Here is a 23,992-nt window from a genome sequence, read left to right on the forward strand (position 1 = left end):
TGTAAAGTAAACACATAGAGTCCATTATATAGAGAGGGAAGCCTGATGTTATCTCCACGTTTTTTACTTCTCTTCAGTGTGTTTGCTATGTCATTTACACCTATTTTATTAACATCCCTTACGATCCCTGCCCCCATCATCGGCATGTATCGCCTATTCATTGTCCTATTGCTTTTTATCCCTTTGTTTATCAAAGATAGGAAGCACTTTCAGGCATTGCCTGTAAAGACTATTTTACTTGCTTGTCTATCAGGATTTTTTCTAGCATTGCACTTTCTATTGGGCGTCTATGCCTTACGTTATACCACTATCGCAAGCAACACGGTTTTAATAACATTGGAACCACTTATCGTTTTCATTGGGAGTATTTTTGTATTCGGTGATAAATTAAATCTTCGTTCGGCAAGCAGTATGGTAATCGCGATGATTGGTGCACTTTTAATGGCATTATCTGATTTTTTACATACAGATACTAACGCGCCAAATCTCCTTTTGGGGGATTTGCTTACGGTGTTAGGAACCATATCTATCTCGATCTATATGATACTGGGTCAAAAACTCGTTATAAAGATGCATACGACTGTTTACAACTTCTATGTTTTTGCCTTTGCGAGTTTTGTATTGTTCATCATCAATCTGATAATGGATCAACCGTTTACAGGCTACTCTACCTCTCAATGGGGGTACTTAGTCCTTTTAGCGATTGTCCCTACGGTTTTCGGGCTATTTTTGCAAAATTGGTTACTCAAACATATTAGTGCTCTTGTGCTATCTGTGAGCATTCTTGGAATACCTATAGGTTCTAATATTTTGGCTTACTTTTTCTATGGAAAAATACCCTCCTTGATGCAGATAGGGGGATGTATGGTTACTATCATTGGAGTTTGGCTATTTTTAAAACAGAAAAATAAACCAAATGAGATCATACCATCAGCAGAGGCACGAATAGAGAAAATGTAAAACATAAACAGCGCCCCTAAACGATAAACGTTTAGGGGCTATCACTAGTACGCTATAGGGAACAAGACTGCTTACTCTTTGAAATCATCTACTTTCGAAAAGCGAAAACCTTTCAGTTTATCAACTCTTAATATGAAGCCACTTTTCAAACTGTTCTGCAGCAGGCATAAAGTTGCCTGCTGCATCGAACATATCAAATCTAATCCAGCCCTTACCTTTCTTCGAAACAAAAGTAAAGCTAAGGCTCTCAAAAACAGAATCTCGCTGATTTTCGGGCTGAAATCCAGACTTGTAAACTGGAATATCTCGTTCCATATCCCACAAATTGTAATAATCTACTGTGAGAGTGACCTCTCGATCGCCCATTTCCAGCGTTATCTTGGTCTGAGGTCCTTCCGCTTGAAAATGGTGCGGAGAGATCTTCTCAGCTACTGTTGTGAGCGTCACGATCCCATAAATCGTTTGGATTTTCACTGTTTCGGATTGCAAGACTACTCCTTCTTGACTAGTGTCAGAACTTAACAACTATCATAACATACAATTATTTAATTCTGAAAATATATTGGATACATCCCCCATTAAAACAATGTAATAACTGGACTAAACAGGTGCCAATTATAATGTAAAAGACACCTGTTTGGCAAAAGCTAATTCTATTTCCTATTATCCTTTATCCCTGTCAAATGTAAAAGTTTATCACTTTGAATGATAAACCTCTTATATCTCATTGAATGAGTATTGTTTTTGATGTGCTCCCAATATTAAACAGATATCAGGAGCATAGTCTCCTTTAGCAAGAGACTAGACCTTAACGATACGAACAGACGTACCAAGTAGCTTCTCCAGTAACAATGTCGCCTTTCGAGGGAGAAACTCACCGCTTGAATCGAACAGACCGATTCCCATTGATGCTCTCCCTGCTGGATACGCTTGTATTATAACTGTCCCCTTCTCCTTTTCGATTCGGAACTTCGTGCAGGTAAAACTCACCTCCACATTGCCATACCGAATAGCTACCTGTACAAACAATGGATCTTCTGCTTCCCACCGATCATCCGAAATCTTTTGAATTGTTTCGGCTGTCAGTCGAAAGATAACCTCACGATCACTGTCTATTATAGATATAGATCGCTCAGACATAACCTCTCCTTCGTATGCGTAGGGCAATATCACTATATCACACCAAACCCCTATAATAAAAATAATCCATCTAACATTAGAAATGTTGGGGATAGTCTCAAATTAGTCTAACAGCATGAGAAAAAATATAATATTGAGATATAGAGTTTATTAGTAGCTTATTTTTTGTTAAAACCATAATTATCTCTTTTTCAACATGCTTACATCTCTTTTGAAATAAATTTTGCATAAAACTTCTAAAAAGGAAAATGACTATTTAAAAGGAGGTTTATGATGGCATTAATGGAGATTAGTTTGATTCCAATCGGAACAAATAGTGCTAGTTTTAGTTCGTCTGTCGTCAATGCAGTTAGAATCATTGAGGAAAAAGGTTTGAAATATCAAGTTACCCCTACCAACACCATCATTGAAGGAGATCTAGACCAGCTACTGGATACGGCAAAAGCAATTCATCGAAATGCAATTTCCAATGGAGTGGATCGTATTGTAACAAATATCTCGATAGATGAGAGAGTAGATAAGCAATTAAGTATCGAGCAACAAGTAGATATTGTGCAACAATCGCTACAATAAATTTTATTTGTATGAAAAGAGGGTTTGGGTAAATGGACGTGAAGCGAGTAGAGGAAATATTGGAATCACCAGACAAAATAACAGTTACATACAAAGGAGAATCGGTTTGGATTCAGTCTGTCAACGAGGTGGCACAAATAGCTGATGTGCATCGAGTAGGGAACTCTGATGATGAAATGACCGTTCCAGTAAATGAGCTTCAAGAGGTAAGAGAACCTTAAAATGTATGGAAATTAGCACCTTAAAAAACGAAAAACGCTATAAAATAGTTATACTTGGTAGAATAGCTGAGATATAATAATTAAGTAATCAGAGTTCACTAGTCTAAAGGGATATAAAATGGAAATTGGCTGTCGGATTAAAAATGTCAGTGGTACGGGTCGCGCCAGCGGAGTGGTGGAAAGCAAAGCAACATCTACCATAGAAAAAAAGGGTAAAGTCGTAGTTAATTCTCGGAAAATTTCCCTAACTTTCTCTCCACGCAACAAAACTGGGAGTCTCACATTTACCGCTACAGTCTCCCTTTCAGGAACTACCGAAATGGATAAACCCACTTTCCCACGCAGTAGTAACTTGAACAAGTTTACTTATACATTTAACGAAAATGGAGTGCGGGGTGAACTTACCGTATTGATCTTTCATGACGGAGGAATCACCTGCTACCTAGAGGCATCCAAATAAGTAAAAACTCTGATTTTCAACCCTACATTCAACTTCTTATGGAGGAGAATGTAGGGATCATATATTTTTACACAAAAAAGCGACCATCATAATAAAATATCATGATAGCCATTTCCTGCAATATAAGATTATTCTTCTAATTTGAACTCATTACAATTCTTATTTCTGAATGTATTTTAAATACTCCCCTATAAATGAAATTTAAAGGTAAAGGATTAACAAACTCCAATTTAATCTTCCTCTTGGAACAAAGCATGTAAAAATTGCTCTTTATCAAATGGCTGTAAATCATCCGCTTTTTCCCCAAGTCCGATCCATTTTACTGGTAAATCCAGTTCATGACGAATAGCGATTACAATCCCGCCTTTTGCAGTCCCATCTAACTTCGTCAAAACAATACCAGACACATTTACAGCTTGTCCAAATGTTTTTGCTTGCTGCATCGCATTCTGACCAGTCGTTGCATCAAGTACCAATAATACTTCATGTGGAGCATCTGGCACTTCTCGCTGTACCACACGAAACACTTTTTTTAATTCTTCCATCAAATTCACTTTATTTTGGAGTCGTCCTGCTGTATCACAAAGCAATACCTCTGCTTGTCGAGCTTTCGCCGCTTGGATCGCATCATAGATAACAGCAGCAGGGTCAGACCCTGCTTGTTGTTTGATCACATCAACTCCAGCACGAGTTCCCCATGTTTCCAACTGCTCAATTGCCCCAGCTCTGAAAGTATCCCCTGCTGCTAAGATAACTTTTTTACCTTCTTGTTTTAGCTTATGGGCAAGTTTTCCAATGGTGGTGGTCTTTCCGACCCCATTCACCCCAACGAATAAAATAATGCTCATACCATCTTGATTTAACTGCAAAGAAGGCTCATCATCATCTTCTAACAATTCTGCAATGAGTTCTGACATAACAAGCTGAAGTTCACTTGGTTCCTTGATTTTCCTTGCTTTTACTTCTTGTCTTAATCGTTCTACTAGATGCATGGTGGTTGGTACTCCTACATCGGCACCAATTAACACTTCTTCCAATTCTTCATATAAATCTTCATCGATTTTACTTCTTCCTGTAAAGATACTTCCCATTGCACCTACAAGATTAGAACTTGTTTTGCTTAGACCAGAAACAAATTTTTGGGTTACCGATTCTGTTCTTTTCGCAACACTTTCTTTTAACTTCGAGAAAAAACTCACTGACATCCTCCTTATGCTTTAGCCACAGCTACTTCTCTTTTTTCATCATACTCTTCTAGTTTGACAGAGACTAGGGTTGATACACCAGATTCTTGCATGGTAATTCCATACAATACATCCGCACCCTCCATCGTGTGCTTGCGGTGAGTAATAATAATAAACTGTGTTTGATTAGCAAATTTTTGTAAATAGTGGGTAAATCGAGTCAAGTTGGCTTCATCTAATGCCGCATCTACTTCATCCAAAAAGCAAAATGGTACAGGTTTAATTCGCAAAACTGCAAAAAGCAAAGCCAAAGCAGCTAAAGATCGTTCTCCACCTGATAGTAACGAAAGTTGTTGCAATTTTTTACCGGGTGGCTGTGCAACGATCTCGATTCCCGTTTCCAATAAATTGTTCGTATCAGATAGCTGCAGATCAGCCCGGCCCCCTCCAAACATTTTCACAAATACATCTTGAAATTCTTCGCGGATCAAAGCAAAACTATCTGCAAATCTTTTCCCCATCTCTGATACCATCTGAGCAATCATTTGATAAAGCTGTTGTTTTGCCTGTAATAAATCTTCCTCTTGTGTTGTTAAAAAAGTAAGACGCTCGGTTAATCGCTGATATTCTTCAATCGCTCCAACATTCACATCACCAAGTTGATCCAATTTCTGTTTCAAAGATTTAACTCTTCGTTCTGCTTGTGATGGATTTTCTGGAACTCCATATTTCTCTTTAGCACCTTCAAAACTAGTCTCATACTCTTCTGCAAGTTTTTGTAACAAGTGATTGAGCTCTACATCGAGACGATTCATACGAACTTCTTGCTGATGCAACTTTTCTTCAAATGTACGCAGCAATTTGCTATTCTCGTAAACCATATGCTCCAATTCTTGGTTTAACTGACTACAAGTATCCCGCTCTTCTTTCAGTTCAGCTATTTGTACCTGAAGCGATTTTTTTGTTTCTTGATGTCGGTAAAGCGTAGCGAGTAACGCTTGCCATGCTTCTTCCCCTTGATCTTCCATCTCCAGCAGTTTTTCTTGCTCTGCTCTCGTACTTTGTTGGAAAGCTTTATTTTTTTGTTGTACTTCTCCCATACGACGCAGATCTTCTTCCAAACTTCTTACTATCTGCTGCAGCTTTGCTTCTTCGATTCGATATTCGGTTAGTTGTGAACTGCGTTCTCGCTCATCATCCACTTGTTGTTTACGTGCATGTTCTTCTTTTTCGAGAAGATATTCCAACTCTTTCATTCTTTTTATGTTTTGCTGCTGTGCATGTGCTAATTCCACTAAGGTCTTTTGCAATTGTATCCGTTTTGCCTTCTCTTCTTGCTCTCGGTTTGCAAGTCGCTCCAAGTGATGTGTTACATTTTGCAACTGGAATTGATTTTCTTGTCTTTTTGCTTCAAACGCTTTTTGTTGTGCTAGTTGTTCATCGATTTGCATTTGAAGATGTTGTTGCTCACTCTCTATGCGTGAAAGCGCTGCGGTAACTTTTTTTTCTTCCAATTGAAGTTTTTCTTGTTGGTCTATGTATCTGTGTACTTCCTGATTTAGTTCTTCTAATTGTCGGCCGCGCGCAAGCAAATTGGGAGTTTTGGACTGTCTACTTCCACCTGTCATAGAACCTCCAGGATTGACAATATCTCCTTCTAAGGTCACAACACGATAACGATGTGACAATGCTTGCGCCACTTTGTTTGCTGTTGTCAAATGATCAACCACCAAAACCGTACCAAGTAACTGGGAGCAAATCCCCCGATACCTAGCTTCTGTTGAAACTAATTCATCTGCAACACCAAGGTAGCCGTTGATATGTTCTAACTTTGCTAACTCAGAAGAAGGGATACTTCTTCCTTTGATCACATTCATTGGTAAAAAAGTTGCTCTGCCAAGCCGCTTTTCTTTCAAAAATGAAATAGCTTCTCGCGCCGCAATCTCGTTTTCGACTACCACATGTTGCAGCGCTCCACCCAGAGCAGTCTCCATCGCTAATTCCACTTTTTTCGGTACTTGAATCAACTCAGCTACTGCCCCGATTACACCTGTTATCGAGCGGTTTTCCAATACAGCTTTTACCCCTTGAAAAAACCCCGCATGATTTTGTTCCATCGACTGCAACACATCACGCTCGGAACGGGTGCGAACCAGCTGTTTTTCCAATTGTAATAACTGGCTATGTAAATGCTTCTGTTTTGTCAATACCTGGGTTTTTTCCGATTGTAGGGAGGAAGCTTTTGTTACTTGACTTTGTAAGTGTGCTTTTTTCGCTTCTATTTCTTGGTTGATTTCCATAACAAGTTGCTGGTAGTTGTCTTGCTCTTCTTGTAAAGCCTTTTCTTCTTGTTCGTGCAAAGCAGCATTTTTTTCTAGCTCTTTTTGTTTGTTTATCAAATATTTCTCTTCGCTCTCCATACCATACTGCTTATTTTTTAGTAACTCCCATTCTGTTTTGGCAGGAGAGATTTCTGGTTCAATCTCATGTGAAACAGATGTCGTTCTGATAAAATGAATCTGCTCTTGCAGCTTTATTAATTTCTCTTTTTTCACAGCAAGCTGTTTTTGTTTTTCTTCTCTTTCTACTTCTCCGGCATTGTATTCTGCAATATAAGCATCTAACTGTTCTTGTAACTTTACTTCCATTTCCGCTCTATTTTTGGTTCTCTCTTGCCAAACTTGCCTTTCAGCATCCGCTTTTTCAACTTTTTCACTAACAGTCAGTAACTCTGATTGTAAATGCTCCCACTTCTTTTCTAATTCCATCAATTGAAATTTGACTTGTGCGAGCTCTGCTTCTTCCTTACTTTGCTTGGTAGATCCAGAAATATGTTCTTCTTTGAGCTGTTTCACCTGCAAAGACGTCTTTGTCCACTCTTCATGTAGGGTTTCAATCTTATGTACATAGAAGGATATTTCTACATCAGTCAGCTCTTGCTGCCATTGCTTAAATTGTTCTGCACGAGCAGCTTGTTCTTTCAGGGGTTCCAATTGATTGCGGAGTTCGTGTATCAAATCGCGAATACGAACCAAATTCTGCTCTGCATCTGCTAGTTTTTTCTCTGCTTCTTTTTTTCGTGATTTGTATTTGACAATCCCAGCTGCTTCCTCAAAAATAGCTCTTCGATCTTCCGATTTGTTACTGATCATCTCTTCTATTCGACCTTGTCCAATCATCGAATATGCCTCTTTGCCGATCCCTGTATCCATGAACAGTTCTTGGATATCCTTCAGGCGGCATGATTGGCGATTTAAAAGATATTCGCTTTCCCCTGATCGATATACACGCCGCGTAACAGTTACTTCTGCATAGTCCAATGGTAATATTCGTTTTGAATTATCCATCGTGATAGATACTTCACAAAAACCAACAGGTTTACGCGAATCACTGCCAATAAAGATAACATCTTCCATCTTCGAACCACGAAGAGATTTTGCACTTTGTTCTCCTAAAACCCAGCGAATGGCATCTGTAACATTACTCTTGCCACTACCATTTGGTCCAACCACCGCCGTAATTCCAGGTACAAACTCTAACTCTGTTCGACTTGCAAAAGATTTAAATCCAGACATTTCAAGCCTTTTCAAATACATTTTGACGTAACCCTCCTTTCATTTGGTTTGACGTGCATATTGTAGCATAAAACGAGGATCGAGATATCCTTGACAAATCCATTGACTTAAAAATTAAAATAATAAATCCATTATCCAGTTCTACTATTGCTATAGAAGCCATTTGTGAACAGAATCAGATCTTCAAACTCCCATAGAGATATACATTTATTCTGAAACATGAAAGGTTTTATTTCTTTTTTATGCCTTTTACTCATAAAAACAGGTGAAAAGTCTTATTTATGTAATCAAACCTTGGCATTATTTATTCTAATCATGAATAAAACTCCCTATTTTTAACTAACTTTCATGAAGTAATGTTGTTTTGGGAAATGTAAAGCTAGAGGGGGTAAAAGCGGAAATAATAGTTGCTGGTTGCCTGATGAATAATCACCAGACAACCAGCACGGGCCGGAGATCCGTCCCTATCTAGAATCGGAGGCTAACGCTCGAACCTCCATGCGGGTAACCATCGACATCGTCGTATCCACCCTCCCCGGAAATCAGGCTCCACGGCTGTGGCAGCTCTGCTGTGATGAGCTGAATGCTCGTGTGACCAGTCAACAGACGATTGAGGTCGGATTTGATGAGAGGTTGGTGCGCTGAAAATTCGGCGACCGTCATGACTGTCCTCCTAGTGATTCTTGTCCCTCTTTATCAAAGAGGGAACTATGACATTATTATACTAAATATTGTAGAAAATGAAATTGGTAGTTGTGTATTATCATATTTTTTTAACGTTCTTTCTCTTATTTATTCTAGAATAGTTGAGGTACCCTTTATGATTTGGGATATATTTAATTACATAGGAATTGCCGCTTTTGCAATCAGTGGAGCGATGATGGCAATGGAAGAAACCTATGATCTTTTTGGAGTTTATGTGCTAGGTTTTGTCACAACTTTTGGAGGAGGGGTGATTCGCAACATACTCATCGGGTTACCTGCTTCTATGCTGTGGGAACAAAAAATAGCGATCTACACTGCATTGACCGCGATTACTATCACCATTATTACGCCTATGTTGTGGTTACGTATGTGGAAACGTTTGCTTGTTCTTTTTGATGCGATTGGATTATCTGCTTTTTCTATTCAAGGGGCATTATTCGCTGTAGATCAACGACTGCCAATACATGCAATAATGGTTGCATCTGTATTAACTGGTATTGGAGGTGGACTGATTCGAGATGTATTAGCAGGTAGAAAGCCTCTCTTACTTAAAGAAGATGTTTATGCGGTATGGTCCATGTTAAGCGGATTTATCATAGGATTACACAAAGAAATTACTGATGTGGAGCTTTTTTTCGTATTTATTTTAGTAGTTACGATGCGAATGATTTCCGTCCATTATCAACTAAAATTGCCACTTAAAATAGTATGGCATAATTGAACACTCCCACCACCTACGCTATCGCTTAGAGGTTGGGGATTCTTAGGAACTCCCATCTACGGACGGGATATTTACTAAGCTTAGACCGCAGCCCCTGCGGCAAGCAGTCTTCTACCTTCTTGCAAAATGTTCGTTGCTGCGTTGATGTCCCTGTCGTGTTCTTCGTTACATTTAGGACATGTCCATGCTCTCAAGTTTAGATTCTTCACATCTTTGTTGCGGTAACCACAACAGGAACAGAGTTGGGACGATGGGAATGTTTTTCCTACTTTCACTATTGTTCTTCCAAACCACTCTGCCTTATATGCTAACATGCTTGTGAATTCTGACCATGAAGCATCCGTAATCGACTTAGCTAACTTATGGTTTTTGACCATGCTCTTCACTTGCAAATCTTCCGTGCTGATTACTTGGTTTTCGTGAATCAACTTCGTAGAAAGCTTGTGAAGGAAATCATGGCGGGCATTTCCAATCTTCTCGTGGATTTTCGCTACTTTGGTTCGGGCTTTGTTCCAGTTGGAACCTCCTTTGGTACGTCTAAATAGGATGCGTTGTGCTTTTGCCAGTTTCTGTTCATATTGGCGGAAAAATCGATTTGGTTTGATTTTTTCACCATTCGAGAGTATTGCGAAATCTTTTAAACCAAGATCGATCCCAACTGCTTTTTTCTTAGCTGAAACATAGGGACAATGATTCCTTTCGCACAGAACGGAAATACTTTCCGGATGGATTGCGTCTGACCGTAGCGGAAAGAATACGTCCATCGACTTTACGAGACTTCGCAAACCTCACCCAGCCTAGTTTCGGAAGTTTGATTTTATCCTCTTCTATTTGGATATTTTGATTTACACATTGACTCGTGTAAGACTGCACCCGATTTCTCTTGGATTTCAATCTGGGTTGACCATTCTGTTTCTTGAAAAACCGCTTAAATGAATCATCCACATTTCGCAGTGCTCGTTGTAGAGAAGTGGAATCTACTTCTTTTAACCATTCTATTTCCTTTTTTAAAGCGGTTAGTAGTTTGGAACAAGCGTGATAGGTCAATCTTTTGCCCGTTTCTTTGTAGGTATCATTCCATTTTCCCAAGAAGTGATTGAAAACAAAGCGACTACAGCCAATGGATTTGTTAATAAGAGTTGTTTGGTCTTCATTCGGATAGAGTCGAAATTGGAATGCTTGGTGCATCTGCTTTTCACCTCCCTTTTCCTGTAGTATATACACATAGAACATATGTTTCAACTGGTGGTTATACAAGGGGGCCTCGTACCATTTCGGGAAAAACACACGTTTAGACATATTTCGGACACAATTTAACCGACTACCTACACGTTAAGGGAAATAGTCGGTGTTTTATTTGACTTTTTATTATTGAAATCTTTTCTCTCTCAAAGGACGAAGATTATCTAAAGGAACTCGTTGCTTTAGATTCCAAATATAATCACCTGTGAGATTCACGTGTTCCCATCCTAACGGGGAGAGATGCTTTAAATATTCTTCTGGAATATCTATCCCTTTTGCTCGCAAGGTGTCAACTGCTTGAGCAATATAAACCGTATTCCATAGAATAATCGCGGAGACAACTAGTTGGATACCACTTGCCCGATGGGATTGGTCTTCATAGGATCGATCTCGTATTTCTCCTAATCGGTTAGAAGCTACCGCTCTTTTTAACGCATTTGCTGACTCTCCTTTATTCAAACCAATTTGAACCCGTTTACGGAATGCTGGATCTTGTATCCAATTTAAGATATGTAAGCTATGTTCAATTCGTCCAACTTCACGTAAGGCCATAGATAGTCCATTTTGACGAGGGTAGGAACTCAATTTTTTTAAAATCAAGGATGCAGTTACGGTACCACGGGCTACAGAACTAGTGAGATGTAAGAGATGATCCCAATTTTCCTTGATTGGTTTTGGTTTTATCTTTTGATTGCTCATTAGAAAAGATAGTTCTGCATATTGTCTAGGCTTATGGAAAGCATAGATTTTGTTTGTTCCTAAGCTTTTCACTCTGGGAGCGAATCGGAATCCAAATAGATGACACATTGCAAAAATATGATCCACAAATCCTGCCGTATCCGTGTAATGCTCTTCAATTTTCAATTCGGTTTCATGATTCAATAGTCCGTCGATAATATGCGGAGCTTCTTTTTCTGCAGAACTGATTACTTTTACAAAGAAGGGACTATATTGATCCGATAGATGGGAATAAAACTTTATTCTGGGATCGGAACCATAGTGTGTATTGACTTGTGCAGATGATCTCGCTTGATGTCCAGCTCGAAAATCTTGACCATCCGATGAAGAAGTCGTTCCATCTCCAAAATAAATCGAAAACGGATGAGTATGATGGAAATCAACGAGTTCTGCTTGTGCTTTGGAATAAGTCTCCTCTCGTATGTACCAATCGGCTACCCAAGCAAGTTGTTCATAGGTGATCCCAGGACAAGCATCTGCCATTTTGGATAATCCCAAATTGATCCCATCTGCTAAGAGGGCAGCAAACAAAGTCGATTTTTCTCTTGGCTCAGAGTTGTTATGGAGATGGGTGAAATGTCTCGTGAAGTGAGTCCATCCATCTACTTCTACTAATAGGTCTGTGAGCTTAATTCGTGGTAATAAATCGTACACGTGTTGAAGGAGAACTTCTGCTTCTTCTGGGACTGTTTTTTTCAACTCAGAAATTTTGATTTTTTGATTTTCAATGGTCACATCAGGCAACTCCTTGTTTCGAATCAACTGAGTAACTTTGTTTAATTCGGCTTCTAATACTTCTTGCCTTTCTTGTAAATAGTGATCGACATTCGTTGGAATCTTTAGTGGAATTTGATTGGCTTGTTTGATTTCGGTCCATGTCTCCGGCGTTAACAAATAATCTTCAAAGTCTTTATATTGTCGACTTCCTACGACCCACATATCCCCAGAACGAAGATGATTGCGAAGTTCTGACATGACACAAATTTCATAGTAATGCCGATCAATTTCATTCTCTTTGAACACATGTTTCTGCCATTTTGGTTTCACAAAATCGATAGGTGCATCCTCTGGAACCTTTCTTTTACGAGCCTTATTCAATGATTGCAGAAGATGAAGAGCTTGTAACAAGGATTCACTTGGATGAGAAGCTTTAAATACATAGGTATTGAGCATCCGAGGGACAAATTTCCGCATGCTATTGTAGTGGTCATCCAACAACTCAAAAAAATCAAATTCGATTGGACGAGCGAGTTGATCCGCCTCTTCTACGGTTTGCACAAATTGATCCCAAGAAATAATCGATTGTATTGTTTCAAACGGATCTTGTTCGGACTCTTTTGCCTCAATGAGAGCTTTCCCTACTTGAGCATAGAGGCGCACTTTTTCATTGATGGATTTGCCATCTTTCTTAAAATCATCATTGCCTTTCTGTTCTTTGCGATTAAACATTTTTCCTATTAACTTATCGTGCATATCTAAACCATGGTCGATAAGAAACGCGTAGGTATGCATGAGAAAAGCCATGATGGTTGCATGACGCTTTAATGGCTGGAAACGAGCCAAATGTTGATTCGAGTAACGTGCTCCCTCTCTAGCCATTTGCAATAGACGGTTTTGATGTACATCTCTTCCATTGTTTAGTGGCAATTGAAGCTGCCCAATAAAATCATGTCGATCTAGGATCTTATGAAAACTCTTACTGGATAGGGAATGAGGCGGTTTACGTAGCCAAGTGAGATAGGATTGTTTTGTGCCTTCTCGTAACTTTAGCAATCGATCTAGACTTTCACATTGTTCTGTTGTTAGTCCCTTGGTTAACTGTTTGTATGTAAGTTTTTTTGCTCTTTCTCGCACAGACCAGCCCAAGTGCTCGATGGTGTAGATAGCAGGAAGAATAACTTTTCGATTTCTCATTTCTGTCACGAGTGATTCAACTAAAATAATCCCTTTATTGGTACTCATCGCCGTTGGTAGAAGCCAATGAGCAAGTTCTCTATATTCTTTTGAAGTGAAGGCTCGATATCCAAACTGATTTCTAATTTTTCGTAAATGTTCTCGTCTTGTTTCTCCACCTCTGGAACCGGCGTAATTCTTTAGGGAATCCGGAGAGATTCCAATCTGTTTGGAAATATAATGAAGAATCAATTCTGGTATCGATTCATTAGATGCTAATGGGCGTCCTGGAAAACGAAGATAACAAATTTGAATTGCATATCCTAGACGATTGGAGGCACCACGTTGTTGGTGAATCACAGATTTCTCTTCGGGTGTAATGGTGTAATATCGAGCCAATTCTCGCTGATCCATGTTTCAGGTACTTCATAAAATTGTTGACGCTGGGAAGGTGTCAATAATTCTCTTGTTGCCAACGAACTTCCCTCCTAATGTGTATTCTAGTTGTTAAATTGTTTCAAAAGTAATATGAATAAAAAAGTATCCAACGATTGTGGATACTTAGTACAATAACTGAAGTAACTTTAGATTAGCAAATAAGTATTGTAAAACTGATTACAACCCGCAATGAAAACATAAAAATCCCTACATTCAAACAAAGCCTAACTTAGACTTTGTTTGAACATTGTATCTATGTTAAATATAGATTTTTTCGGGGGGCGACTTAAAATTCAGTCACCCATCTCAAGACCTTTATCCGTAGAAATAAGCCTTGAGAGTCGCTTGACTGGATCAACTATACATCCAGTCAATAATTTCAGAACCTACAGTCTGAAGAACTCGCTTTTGCAATTTGATCATTCTGGCGATTTCTTGACGAATTTCCAGATTTCCCAGAAGAGCACTCTGGAGTGATTCCTGATTGGGTTGCTTATTCCCCTTTTTCGGGGGGATATGCAAAAACATCCTACTTCTTAATTATTTAGTAATATATAATCATTTAATGTATTGGAAACAATTATGAAATAATTAAATGCTACTGTAACACTTGTAATTAAATATTACATTTTTGGAGGGTTTTATAATGAAGAAAATTACTATGGTCTCATTTCTAGTTACTAGCGCTTTAGCTTTACTACTTACCGGATGCACGGAAACCGAAGCAGATAAAAAGGCTCCAGTCACAAAACAAGAGGCACCCGCATCGACAGAATCAACAGAAGAAAGTCCTGAAAGCAAAGTAACTGTATCACCAGAACATGAAAAGTTAATCAAAGACGCATGGGAACAAGCAAAACAAGGGAAGCAAATACCTATGAATGAGAAGTATAAGCAAGTTTCTTGGGCGGAAATAGAAAAAGTATTAGCAGATTACCAAGGGATGACTGGACCAGAAGACGGTGGTTCAACCAGTTTCTCAGCAGGCAAATATACCATTACATTTTTCTTCAACTGTACTGGTAAATGTGTTGATTCACCAAAATGGTATGAGTCGAAACTCGTATCGATGGGGGTTGAAGAAGCAACTCCGTAACAAAGTAAAGTATACTTTTTGATTTAGCCGTATAGGGGGTACGGAATCGATTCGAAGAATGAGGGGCCACTCTGGAAATTAATTACATAATTACACCGAGTTGTTGTGGTTTTTACTTTGCTAAATAGCGATAAACAGTGGTACGAGAGATCTCCATCATTTCAGCGATATCTCTAATGGGGTAAGAACCAGCAACTGAACGACGAAGTGTAATTTGCCTAAATATTGGAAAATATGATTCTTTTCAGTCGTAGAACTAGGTGAAGTAATTATATTGAGAACGAAGAGATAACTCTATTAAGCTCTTCTTGAGCATCTGTTATTGCTAATTTTGTTTCAAAAACGAAACAATTAAGAAATATTTTCTTGATAAAATAGGGTCATTCCTAGTTAAAAGGAAGATGTTAATTGAAAACTTTGTCAAAATCCATTAGCCTTTTCGTAGTAGCAAGTGCAATTCTTTTAGGGGGGATAAGTTTTCCTCAGGAATCGGATGCAAAACCTAAATGTTTGGTCAAAGGGAGTGTAGATGTAAATTCAGGATCCGGTAAGCCTTCTAAACATTTTTATTTCACAGCAAAACAAGATTTTAAACCATACATCGATATGACCTTTTATGGAGATAAAAAAGGTGATGGGCAAATCACGCTTCTAGGAAATGGTGCCCTCGATGAAGGCGGGTTTAAAAGTTTCAAATATACTACAAAAAAACAGACTAAGACTTTCCTACTAAATAACAAAAAAGCAAAAAAGAATAAGAAATATGAGCTGTACTTTGTAAGCGAAAAGAACAAACCACTTCATGTGAAATCTTTTTGTCTTCATGGTTAAAGTTTTCATAAATACTTACCAACTGATTGTTTTAGATTTTAAACAATCAGTTTTTTTATTACTTTATACTTGGGTGTTTTTGCCTATGCCTCGAAAAGATATAATTTATAATTTTCAGATATTTACGTGGTGAGGATACGACTCCCTGGATCAGTTGGCTGACAAGCAACCAAGAAAGCAGTTACGGTTCAGATGATGAGCATCGATAGCTTCGAACGAAAAGTGAGCACCTCTTGTCCAATCTTTCAATCAGAGCAATATCCTTGCTATGAGTATACAATAATAACTGAATCACTACGATTAAGGAGTTGTCCAGAAAGTTGTATGTTTCTGAACACACTTATTCGGCGCACGGAATCAACAAAATCTTCCTTTCATTGTGTCCAAAAACTCTGTAAAATTATGTATGTTCAGTTTGATACTGGTATCCAAGATATCTTACACGAAGGGACTATAGAAAGATGAAGGTGGGTTATGCCCGTGTTTCTACGCTAGACCAAAATCTCGATCTACAACTTGACGCTTTAACAAAACATGGCTGTGAACGGATTTTTCAAGATAGAGTTAGTGGAATAGCAGATAAACGAAAAGGACTAAAAGAAGTTATCCAATATGTTCGTCTTGGAGACACCTTGATGGTTTGGCGGTTAGATCGTTTAGGTCGTACCATGCATCATTTGATTCAGGTTGTAAATGACTTAAACAATCGTGGAGTGAGCTTTCACAGTCTTCAGGAGAATATTACGATGGATCGCTCGAACGCCATAGGACAGTTAATGTTTCATTTGTTTGCTTCCTTTGCTGAGTTTGAGCGAAACTTGATTCGAGAAAGAACAGAGCTGCAGCTCGTGCAAGAGGACGCTTAGGTGGCAGACCTGAGAAATTAGGAAAGAAAGAAGAAGAGATGATTAAAACACTTGCCACAAATAAAACTCCCATTAAAGATATTGCCAAAATGATGGATACCTCTCGTAACACTGTTTATCGCTATCTAGCAAAGTAAAAAGTCAAATAAAACACCGACTATTTACCTTAACGTGTAGGTAGTCGGTTAAGTTGTGTCTAAAATATGTCTAAACGTGTGTTTTTCCCGAAATGGTACGGGGACCCCTACAATGGCACGAAAAAAAAATTCACCACAACGATAGAAGAAGCATGAAAAACAACTTAAAAAAATGGCAATCGATCAGGATACAGATACAGGGAAGATGATTGGAATACTAGTCAAAAAATATTTACAAAGATTGTCAGACGAGGTAGAGATGTAGAAACCATCTCTACCTCGTCTGACGCTCTGATTCATCCCCCACTTATGGAAGAGGGGGTATTCTCGGCTCACTAACAGATAAAACCACCGTGATCCCCTCACAGTGGTTTATTGTGACTTCCATGCTTTTAATGCTGCACTCGCAGCTTGCTGTTCTGCTTCTTTTTTGGAACGACCTGATCCCTTGCCAAGTTTCCGATCATCAAGATATACTTCCGCAGAAAAGAATCGGTCATGAGCTGGTCCTTGCACATCAACAATTCGATACTCCAATAAACCTCTCTTTTCCTGCTGAGCCAACTCTTGAAGTTGACTTTTTGCATCTGTCATCTGATCCAGCCAAGTGCCATTAATCTGAGGGAACACTAGTTTATGAAGGAATTGACGAACCTTTTCCAATCCTTGATCCAAGTACAATGCGCCAATGAACGCCTCAAATAAATCTGCCAATAATGATGGTCTCTCTCGACCTCCAGTAAGTTCCTCGCCTTTCCCCAATCGAACAAATTTGCCAAATTGAAGTTCACGAGCGAAGGAAGCCAGTGATGGCTCACAAACCACTCTTGCTCTTGTTCGTGTTAATTCTCCTTCGCTCATTTTAGGAAAACGATAATACAGGAATTCAGAGACGAGTAGCTCCAGTACTGCGTCTCCTAGGTACTCTAAGCGCTCATTATCTGACACGCGTTGAGATGATTTTCTTTCATGAGCAAAGGAGGTGTGCGTAAATGCTTGTACAAATAAATTTCTATTTTGAATATAGACTCCTGTCATTTGCTCCACTTTTTCAAAGTCAATCACCATCATACTTCCTCAAAGGCTTTCATAACAATGGTCGCATTATGTCCTCCAAATCCAAGTGAGTTGGACAAAGCAACTCGCACATTGGCACGCCGTGCTTCATTTGGCACATAATCCAAATCACATTCAGGATCAGGAAACTCATAATTGATCGTTGCCGGAATCACTTGATCTTGGATAGTTTTTGCTAAGACAATCGCTTCCACTCCACCGGCTGCACCAAGCAAATGACCTGTCATCGATTTGGTAGAACTAACTGCTAGTTTATAAGCATGATTTCCAAATGCTCCTTTGATCGCCATCGTTTCAAACTTATCATTTAAGTCTGTAGATGTTCCGTGAGCATTGATATAATCTACTTCTGTTGGTTCTAGGTTAGCGTCTTTCATCGCTCTAATCATACTCCGACGAGCACCTTCTCCTTCAGGTGCTGGAGCAGTTAGATGGTGTGCATCAGCAGTCATCCCATAGCCAACCATCTCCGCAATGATATTTGCTCCACGTGCGAGTGCATGTTCTAAAGTTTCCAAAACCAAAATACCAGAACCTTCACCCATCACAAATCCATCGCGTTCTTTATCAAATGGACGACTAGCACGCTGTGGGTCATCGTTACGGGTAGACATCGCATGAGCAGAACAAAAACCAGCAAAAGATAGCGGGGTAACAGTAGCCTCTGTACCTCCTGTAATCATTACGGAGGCTTCGCCACGCTGTAAAATACGGAATGCTTCTCCAATACTATGCGTTCCAGAAGAACAAGCGGTTACTGAAGCACTATTGGGGCCTTTTGCACCTGTTTGAATGGAAACTTGACCAGATGCCATATTCGCAATCAACATAGGGATAAAGAATGGACTTACACGCTTAGGTCCTCTTTCTTGCAATAAACGAGCATTGCTTTCAATGGTATTCATACCACCAATACCAGAACCAATATAAACGCCGACTTCGTCCAGATCTTCTTTTTCCAAATCCAGTTTCGCATCAGCAATCGCCATTTTAGCAGCTGCTATCGCATACTGGATAAAGATATCCATCTTACGAACTTCTTTTTTATCAATAAAAGGAAGTGGATCGAAGTTTTTTACTTCAGCCGCTATCCTTGTTGTAAATGGGGTAGGAAATGAATCAAGATCAAAGTGTGTGACTGGGCCAACACCTGATTTACCAGCTAGAAGGCTGTCCCAGAAAGTGGACAAATCATTTCCGATGGGAGAAACAACACCTAAGCCTGTTACTACTACTCTATTTAGCATAAGTGATCAACCGCCTTTCGCGTTATAGTTGACCTATTTTTAGATGAAATAGTGGTAAGTCCCGAATATATCGGGACTTACCTATCATTACGAGACTTTCGCACTAATATAATTCACAATATCTCCAACGGTGTTGATTTTTTCTGCATCTTCTTCTTCAATGGTTAGTTTAAATTCATCTTCTAATTCCATAATTAAGTCCACAACATCTAGGGAGTCAGCTCCAAGGTCTTCTTTAATCCCAGCTTCTAAAGTTACCTCTTCTGCCTCAACATCTAGACGTTCCACGATGATTTGTTTCACACGATCTAAAGTGTCTGCTGCCATGCTCTTCACCTCCCTTTCGTAGTATAGTTGAATGATAGGCTCAGACGCAAACCATTTCTAACCTATTTTCTTAATTTGGTACCAATCCGCCATCCACGTGGAGTGTTTGGCCTGTTATGTAGCTTGCTTTGTCGCTCGCTAGAAACGAAACGGCACTTGCAACTTCTTCAGCCTGACCAAATCTAGCAAGGGGAACAGAAGTTAGAATTGATTCCTTCACTTTTTCATCTAATACAGAGGTCATATCTGTTTGAATAAATCCAGGAGCAATTGCATTTACTGTAATATTGCGGCTAGCAAATTCTTTCGCCATTGTTTTAGTAAGTCCTATTACTCCTGCTTTTGCAGCAACATAGTTAGCTTGCCCCGCATTTCCAGAAACACCCACAACCGAACTGATATTAATAATTCTTCCACTTCGTTGTTTCATCATCGGACGAATAACTGATTTACAGCAAAGGTATACACCTTTTAAATTGGTATCTATTACTTGATCCCAATCTTCTTCTTTAATTCGCATTAATAAATTATCTCTTGTTATTCCTGCATTGTTCACTAAAATATCTACCCGTCCAAACTGTGACAGTACTTGCTTAAATGCTTGATCTACCTGGTGGCTATTTGCAACATCCACTTGAAAAGCAGCTGCTTCTGAACCGAGCTCCGTGATTGCTGCAACTGTTTCTTCAGCAGCAGTGTGATTACCTGCATAAAATAAAACTACTTTCGCCCCTTCTTTGGCTAAATCCAATGCGATAGAACGTCCAATCCCTCTTGAGCCACCAGTAACAACAGCTACCTTACTTGTTAACATCTCTAGTCGTCATTCCTTCCATTTTTATCTACAAAATGAGAAATGGTCTTTTCTAATGTAGCTTGATCCTGAACGTTTAACATCGTTACTTTTCGATCCACTTTGCGTGTTAATCCTGCTAACACCGAACCTGAGCCAACTTCAACAAAAGTATCCACTCCCTCTTGCAAGAGATAACGAATCGTATCTTCCCACAAGACAGGTGAAGCTACTTGACGGACTAGTGCTTCTTGAATATCTGATGCTATGGTGATTGGTCGAGCAGTAACATTGGTCACAACAGGGATATTCGCATCATGAAATGAAAGGGTAGCTAACTTATCTTGAAGCTTATCTGCTGCTGGCTGCATGAGAGCAGAGTGAAAAGGACCACTAACTGCTAAAGGAACAACTTTTCTAGCTCCAGCTTCTAATGCTTTTTCTCCAGCAACACGAACCGCATCTGCGTGCCCAGATATGACAATTTGCCCAGGACAGTTATAGTTTGCTGCTTGCACTACGTTATCTGGAGTTGATGTCTCAGCGCAAATTTGGTCTAAAACAGCACGATCGAGATTTAAAATTGCGGACATGGCACCTACTCCAGCAGGTACTGCTTGATCCATATACAAACCACGTTGATATACAGCAGAGACTGCATCTTCAAACGAAAGTGAGCTTGCAGCTACAAGTGCTGCATATTCTCCCAAACTATGACCAGCGACAAATGAAGGCTGAATGTCGACTTTTGCTTGTAACCATTTATAAAGGGCAATACTTGTAGTTAAAAGTGCTGGTTGGGTATGATAGGTTAATTTTAATTCTTCCTCAGGACCTTGAAAAATAATATCGGAAAGTGAAAAGTTAAGTTCGTTATCAGCTGATTGAAAAATTTCTTGGGCAACCCTCGACTGATCGTGTGCTTCTTTTCCCATACCTACTTTCTGTGAACCTTGTCCAGGAAAAAGAATTGCAATTTTACTCATGACTGGTGAATCCTCCCCAATTTAAAACCGTTGCTCCCCATGTAAGTCCTCCACCAAATCCACATAATACAATGGTATCACCATCTGAAACTCTGCCTTCTTCGATGGCTTCATGCAAAGCAACCGGTATGGATGCAGAAGACATATTTCCATATCGATCCAAATTTACTACTACTTTTTCAGCTGCTAAACCGTATCGTTTCATTGCAGCTTCGATAATTCTCAGATTTGCTTGGTGAGGTACAAACAGATCAATATCTTCCATAGTTAGATTTGCTTTTGTGAGAACTTCATCAGAAGCAGAAGTCATCATTCTTACTGCAAATTTAAATACTTCGCGACCATTCATAAAGAGGCTATGCATTCGGTTTGCAACTGTGCTCTCTGATGCAGGCAACCGAGATCCTCCTGCTTCGACTTTCAACAAATCTTTTCCGCTACCATCTCCTCCTAACTCAAAGGATTGGAAGCCATATCCTTCTTTCACAGGTCCTAAAACAGCAGCACCTGCTCCATCACCAAAGAGGACACAAGTATTGCGATCAGTCCAATCAACGATACGTGATAAACATTCTACCCCAATCACCAATGCATACTTATAGCTACCTGTTGCAATAAACTGTGTTGCCGTAGAAATACCATAAATAAATCCAGTGCATGCAGCTGATAAATCAAATGTAGCCGCTTTATGAGCTCCTATTTGTTCTTGGACCAAACAAGCAGTAGCCGGAAAAGACATATCCGGTGTAACAGTAGCGACGATTATCAGATCCACCTGCTCCGCAGAAATGCCAGCCTTGTCCAATGCTTGTCTGGCAGCATGTACTGCTAAATCAGAAGATGCCTCATGATCAGCAGCAATTCTTCTTTCTTTAATACCAGTGCGTGATGTGATCCATTCATCACTTGTATCTACCATCTGTTCTAGATCAGCGTTAGTGAGCCGCTTTTCAGGTAAATAAGCGCCTGTACCTAAAATTCCTACACTTCTCATTTTCCCACATTCCCTTCCATAGGGTGCAGATTATCTTCCATTTGTTTAATAATCTCCTCTCCTGCAAAAAGACGGGCTTGTCGGATTGCATGAAAAATAGCCGTAGCATCTGAGGAACCATGGGCTTTAATAATCACACCTGACAACCCTAATAATGGCGCACCACCATGTTCTTTATAATCCATTTCCGATTTCAATGATTTTAGTTGAGGGTAAAGTATCCCAGCTGCCAGTTTTGTAAAAATGTTTTTAGTAAACGCACCTTTAAGACGATCAAATAAAGCTTTTGCCACTCCTTCTGTACCTTTTAGTAGAATATTTCCACTAAACCCATCACAAACCAACACATCACATGGTCGGTACAGCACTTCTCTGGCTTCCACATTCCCTACAAAATTCAGGCGGGAATCGCCTTCCATAAGTTCGAACGCATCTTTTGTCAAGGTAGTCCCTTTTCCATTTTCAGCCCCAATATTCAGCAATCCTACCTTAGGATTATCAATCCCAAGGACATGCTTGACATAGACACTACCTAAAAGAGCATATTGATGCAGATGAGTTGCTTTTGCTTCTGGATTTGCACCAACATCTAATACTAAAATTCCTTTGTTTTCTAGAGTCGGAAAAACAGGAGATAATGCTGGTCTATCAACACCTTTCATCCGGCCGGTATAGAAGAGTCCAGATGCCATTAAAGCACCTGTATTTCCTGCACTAATAAACGCATCTGCTTCTCCAGATCGAACCATTTGACATCCCACTACCATGGACGAATCGCGTTTTTTTCTAACGGATTTAACTGGTTCATCTTCAGGAGCAATAATCTCTGAAACTTTGTGAAACTGTATATTTTGGAGATTGTTACCTTGTAGTAACGAATCATCTGTACCTATCAGAATAAAGGAGGTTTCTGGCCACTTTTCAGCAGCTAATTTAAGTCCTTCTACAACAGAGTTTGGTGCATCATCTCCACCATGTGCATCTAACGCAATTCGCATGAGCGAACTCCTTTCAGTTGGTTGCACGGTATACATCGAATACTCCCTGAAATACCATATCGTCTAGTACTTTCGTTTCTACATCTACTTGAAAACGCGATGGTTGTTTTTGCACTACTTTTGCATGTGCAACACACTTCTCACCGAGCGTAACTGGTCGTACAAAACGAATGGCTGCTGAACGTGTCAAAACAAGATCTGCGTTCACAATAGCAACAGCGAGCGAATTGGCTTGAGCAAATAAATAGTGACCTCTTGCAATTTGATTTCGTTCAAACACATGATCAACACTTATTTCCAAAACAGAAACGCCACTTTGATCCAATTCCAAGGAGATAACTTCTCCTATCACTTCCTCTGGAGAAAGCGAGCGAACTTCGTCAAAACTTTTCTCTGCCATGTGTTTTAACCGCTCTCGCATCTCCGGTATACCGAGTTCCATACGATCTAAACGAATGGTCTGAATACTAACTGAGCATTGCTTTGCCATTTCTTCATCTGTTAAAAAAGGGTTTTTCTGAAATGATTCAATTAGTCGGGATTGTCGTTTTTTTTTGGACAGGCGCATAACAAAACCAGCCCCTTTATGACCACGTTCTAGTACCTAGTACTAAATTAGTATACAAAAAAAGTTCAAAGTTGGCAATAAAGAAAACTTAGCGATGTGTCTTATCATAGACGCAGACAGAGGTTTAGTTGCTCTTATGTACCTCAGAATAGGGCACAAGTCTCGCTAAGTCACTATGCTCCTAGTCTCGCTTTGCAGATGAAGCTATCCTTCCCCTTCTCG

General features: G+C 39.5%; 22 protein-coding genes and 2 pseudogenes. 8 read left to right on the plus strand and 16 right to left on the minus strand.

Annotation, left to right across the window (positions count from 1 at the left end; genetic code table 11):
* Positions 1-45 precede the first annotated feature (45 nt).
* Positions 46-960, plus strand: a complete 915-nt coding sequence (locus GSM42_RS05615) for a DMT family transporter (protein WP_160800581.1) — start codon at positions 46-48, stop codon at positions 958-960.
* A gap of 120 nt (positions 961-1,080) precedes the next feature.
* On the opposite strand, the gene GSM42_RS05620 is transcribed toward GSM42_RS05615, so the two are convergent.
* Together GSM42_RS05620 and GSM42_RS05625 are read right to left on the minus strand one after the other, a co-directional pair.
* The gene (locus GSM42_RS05620; RefSeq protein ID WP_160800582.1) at positions 1,081-1,449 is read right to left on the minus strand and encodes a hypothetical protein; all 369 of its coding nucleotides are present in this window, start codon (positions 1,447-1,449) and stop codon (positions 1,081-1,083) included.
* 312 nt (positions 1,450-1,761) lie between these two features.
* Complete coding sequence (locus tag GSM42_RS05625; RefSeq protein ID WP_160800583.1) at positions 1,762-2,100, minus strand: hypothetical protein; 339 nt, start codon at positions 2,098-2,100, stop codon at positions 1,762-1,764.
* Positions 2,101-2,370: 270 nt separating this feature from the next.
* Between GSM42_RS05625 and GSM42_RS05630 the strand changes: the two genes are divergently transcribed.
* The 3 genes from GSM42_RS05630 to GSM42_RS05640 all read left to right on the plus strand — a co-directional run bounded on the left by GSM42_RS05630 (position 2,371) and on the right by GSM42_RS05640 (position 3,354).
* A complete protein-coding gene (locus tag GSM42_RS05630; protein ID WP_237446490.1) occupies positions 2,371-2,673 on the plus strand; it encodes an MTH1187 family thiamine-binding protein in 303 nt (100 codons plus the stop codon).
* Positions 2,674-2,705: 32 nt separating this feature from the next.
* The gene (locus tag GSM42_RS05635) at positions 2,706-2,894 is read left to right on the plus strand and encodes an H-type small acid-soluble spore protein (RefSeq protein ID WP_160800584.1); all 189 of its coding nucleotides are present in this window, start codon (positions 2,706-2,708) and stop codon (positions 2,892-2,894) included.
* A 118-nt stretch (positions 2,895-3,012) separates the two neighbouring features.
* Positions 3,013-3,354 carry a hypothetical protein gene (locus tag GSM42_RS05640; RefSeq protein WP_160800585.1) on the plus strand — a complete coding sequence of 114 codons (342 nt, stop codon included), beginning with the start codon at positions 3,013-3,015 and terminating at the stop codon, positions 3,352-3,354.
* Between the two features lie 230 nt (positions 3,355-3,584).
* Here GSM42_RS05640 and ftsY read toward each other — a convergent pair whose 3' ends face one another.
* The 3 genes from ftsY to GSM42_RS05655 form a co-directional block, all read right to left on the minus strand.
* Entirely contained in the window at positions 3,585-4,553 is a 969-nt protein-coding gene (ftsY, locus tag GSM42_RS05645; RefSeq protein WP_160800586.1) for a signal recognition particle-docking protein FtsY, read from the minus strand.
* An 11-nt stretch (positions 4,554-4,564) separates the two neighbouring features.
* Positions 4,565-8,134 (minus strand): chromosome segregation protein SMC, encoded by a 3,570-nt coding sequence (gene smc, locus GSM42_RS05650; protein WP_160800587.1) that lies wholly within the window; start codon positions 8,132-8,134, stop codon positions 4,565-4,567.
* Between the two features lie 447 nt (positions 8,135-8,581).
* The gene (locus tag GSM42_RS05655) at positions 8,582-8,776 is read right to left on the minus strand and encodes a hypothetical protein (protein WP_160800588.1); all 195 of its coding nucleotides are present in this window, start codon (positions 8,774-8,776) and stop codon (positions 8,582-8,584) included.
* A gap of 157 nt (positions 8,777-8,933) precedes the next feature.
* On the opposite strand from GSM42_RS05655, the gene GSM42_RS05660 reads away from it, so the two are divergent.
* Positions 8,934-9,539, plus strand: a complete 606-nt coding sequence (locus tag GSM42_RS05660; protein WP_160800589.1) for a trimeric intracellular cation channel family protein — start codon at positions 8,934-8,936, stop codon at positions 9,537-9,539.
* 80 nt (positions 9,540-9,619) lie between these two features.
* Here GSM42_RS05660 and tnpB read toward each other — a convergent pair.
* Positions 9,620-10,727 (minus strand): annotated as a pseudogene (gene tnpB / locus GSM42_RS05665) (IS200/IS605 family element RNA-guided endonuclease TnpB).
* Between the two features lie 180 nt (positions 10,728-10,907).
* Positions 10,908-13,826, minus strand: a complete 2,919-nt coding sequence (locus GSM42_RS05670) for a Tn3 family transposase (protein ID WP_420820972.1) — start codon at positions 13,824-13,826, stop codon at positions 10,908-10,910.
* 670 nt (positions 13,827-14,496) lie between these two features.
* Here GSM42_RS05670 and GSM42_RS05675 point away from each other — a divergent pair.
* Positions 14,497-14,946 (plus strand): hypothetical protein, encoded by a 450-nt coding sequence (locus tag GSM42_RS05675; RefSeq protein ID WP_160800590.1) that lies wholly within the window; start codon positions 14,497-14,499, stop codon positions 14,944-14,946.
* A gap of 112 nt (positions 14,947-15,058) precedes the next feature.
* Here the strand turns inward: GSM42_RS05675 and GSM42_RS21320 are convergent, their stop codons facing one another.
* Positions 15,059-15,172, minus strand: a complete 114-nt coding sequence (locus GSM42_RS21320; protein ID WP_160800799.1) for a helix-turn-helix domain-containing protein — start codon at positions 15,170-15,172, stop codon at positions 15,059-15,061.
* A gap of 182 nt (positions 15,173-15,354) precedes the next feature.
* Between GSM42_RS21320 and GSM42_RS05685 the strand changes: the two genes are divergently transcribed.
* Both GSM42_RS05685 and GSM42_RS05690 read left to right on the plus strand, forming a co-directional pair.
* On the plus strand, positions 15,355-15,777 hold the full coding sequence (locus GSM42_RS05685) for a hypothetical protein (RefSeq protein WP_160800591.1): 423 nt from the start codon (positions 15,355-15,357) through the stop codon (positions 15,775-15,777).
* A gap of 461 nt (positions 15,778-16,238) precedes the next feature.
* Positions 16,239-16,780 (plus strand): annotated as a pseudogene (locus tag GSM42_RS05690) (recombinase family protein).
* A 372-nt stretch (positions 16,781-17,152) separates the two neighbouring features.
* Here the strand turns inward: GSM42_RS05690 and rnc are convergent.
* From rnc to fapR, 8 genes are all read right to left on the minus strand, one after another.
* Positions 17,153-17,848 (minus strand): ribonuclease III, encoded by a 696-nt coding sequence (rnc, locus tag GSM42_RS05695; protein ID WP_160800800.1) that lies wholly within the window; start codon positions 17,846-17,848, stop codon positions 17,153-17,155.
* Positions 17,848-19,104, minus strand: a complete 1,257-nt coding sequence (gene fabF / locus GSM42_RS05700; protein ID WP_160800592.1) for a beta-ketoacyl-ACP synthase II — start codon at positions 19,102-19,104, stop codon at positions 17,848-17,850. The genes rnc and fabF overlap by 1 nt, the downstream gene beginning before the upstream one ends.
* Before the next feature lie 87 nt (positions 19,105-19,191).
* The gene (locus GSM42_RS05705) at positions 19,192-19,431 is read right to left on the minus strand and encodes an acyl carrier protein (protein ID WP_160800593.1); all 240 of its coding nucleotides are present in this window, start codon (positions 19,429-19,431) and stop codon (positions 19,192-19,194) included.
* A 70-nt stretch (positions 19,432-19,501) separates the two neighbouring features.
* Entirely contained in the window at positions 19,502-20,245 is a 744-nt protein-coding gene (gene fabG / locus GSM42_RS05710; RefSeq protein ID WP_160800594.1) for a 3-oxoacyl-[acyl-carrier-protein] reductase, read from the minus strand.
* Between the two features lie 2 nt (positions 20,246-20,247).
* Complete coding sequence (gene fabD / locus GSM42_RS05715; RefSeq protein ID WP_160800595.1) at positions 20,248-21,210, minus strand: ACP S-malonyltransferase; 963 nt, start codon at positions 21,208-21,210, stop codon at positions 20,248-20,250.
* On the minus strand, positions 21,203-22,204 hold the full coding sequence (locus GSM42_RS05720) for a beta-ketoacyl-ACP synthase III (RefSeq protein ID WP_160800596.1): 1,002 nt from the start codon (positions 22,202-22,204) through the stop codon (positions 21,203-21,205). The genes fabD and GSM42_RS05720 overlap by 8 nt, the downstream gene beginning before the upstream one ends.
* A complete protein-coding gene (gene plsX / locus GSM42_RS05725) occupies positions 22,201-23,202 on the minus strand; it encodes a phosphate acyltransferase PlsX (protein WP_160800597.1) in 1,002 nt (333 codons plus the stop codon). The genes GSM42_RS05720 and plsX overlap by 4 nt, the downstream gene beginning before the upstream one ends.
* Positions 23,203-23,215: 13 nt before the next feature.
* A complete protein-coding gene (fapR, locus tag GSM42_RS05730) occupies positions 23,216-23,764 on the minus strand; it encodes a transcription factor FapR (RefSeq protein WP_202404816.1) in 549 nt (182 codons plus the stop codon).
* Positions 23,765-23,992 lie beyond the last annotated feature (228 nt).

Origin of the sequence: Shimazuella alba (assembly GCF_009831235.1) — a bacterium.
Lineage (GTDB): Bacteria > Bacillota > Bacilli > Thermoactinomycetales > Thermoactinomycetaceae > Shimazuella > Shimazuella alba.

What these genes read in the sequence shown, in the direction of transcription:
- GSM42_RS05615 (WP_160800581.1), top strand. Translation starts at nt 46, where the DNA reads ATGTTATCTCCACGTTTTTTACTTCTCTTCAGTGTGTTTGCTATGTCA.
- GSM42_RS05625 (WP_160800583.1), bottom strand. Translation starts at nt 2,100, where the DNA reads ATGTCTGAGCGATCTATATCTATAATAGACAGTGATCGTGAGGTTATC.
- GSM42_RS05630 (WP_237446490.1), top strand. Translation starts at nt 2,371, where the DNA reads ATGATGGCATTAATGGAGATTAGTTTGATTCCAATCGGAACAAATAGT.
- GSM42_RS05635 (WP_160800584.1), top strand. Translation starts at nt 2,706, where the DNA reads ATGGACGTGAAGCGAGTAGAGGAAATATTGGAATCACCAGACAAAATA.
- GSM42_RS05640 (WP_160800585.1), top strand. Translation starts at nt 3,013, where the DNA reads ATGGAAATTGGCTGTCGGATTAAAAATGTCAGTGGTACGGGTCGCGCC.
- smc (WP_160800587.1), bottom strand. Translation starts at nt 8,134, where the DNA reads ATGTATTTGAAAAGGCTTGAAATGTCTGGATTTAAATCTTTTGCAAGT.
- GSM42_RS05655 (WP_160800588.1), bottom strand. Translation starts at nt 8,776, where the DNA reads ATGACGGTCGCCGAATTTTCAGCGCACCAACCTCTCATCAAATCCGAC.
- GSM42_RS05660 (WP_160800589.1), top strand. Translation starts at nt 8,934, where the DNA reads ATGATTTGGGATATATTTAATTACATAGGAATTGCCGCTTTTGCAATC.
- GSM42_RS05670 (WP_420820972.1), bottom strand. Translation starts at nt 13,826, where the DNA reads ATGGATCAGCGAGAATTGGCTCGATATTACACCATTACACCCGAAGAG.
- GSM42_RS05675 (WP_160800590.1), top strand. Translation starts at nt 14,497, where the DNA reads ATGAAGAAAATTACTATGGTCTCATTTCTAGTTACTAGCGCTTTAGCT.
- rnc (WP_160800800.1), bottom strand. Translation starts at nt 17,848, where the DNA reads ATGGTGATTGACTTTGAAAAAGTGGAGCAAATGACAGGAGTCTATATT.
- fabF (WP_160800592.1), bottom strand. Translation starts at nt 19,104, where the DNA reads ATGCTAAATAGAGTAGTAGTAACAGGCTTAGGTGTTGTTTCTCCCATC.
- GSM42_RS05705 (WP_160800593.1), bottom strand. Translation starts at nt 19,431, where the DNA reads ATGGCAGCAGACACTTTAGATCGTGTGAAACAAATCATCGTGGAACGT.
- fabG (WP_160800594.1), bottom strand. Translation starts at nt 20,245, where the DNA reads ATGTTAACAAGTAAGGTAGCTGTTGTTACTGGTGGCTCAAGAGGGATT.
- fabD (WP_160800595.1), bottom strand. Translation starts at nt 21,210, where the DNA reads ATGAGTAAAATTGCAATTCTTTTTCCTGGACAAGGTTCACAGAAAGTA.
- GSM42_RS05720 (WP_160800596.1), bottom strand. Translation starts at nt 22,204, where the DNA reads ATGAGAAGTGTAGGAATTTTAGGTACAGGCGCTTATTTACCTGAAAAG.
- plsX (WP_160800597.1), bottom strand. Translation starts at nt 23,202, where the DNA reads ATGCGAATTGCGTTAGATGCACATGGTGGAGATGATGCACCAAACTCT.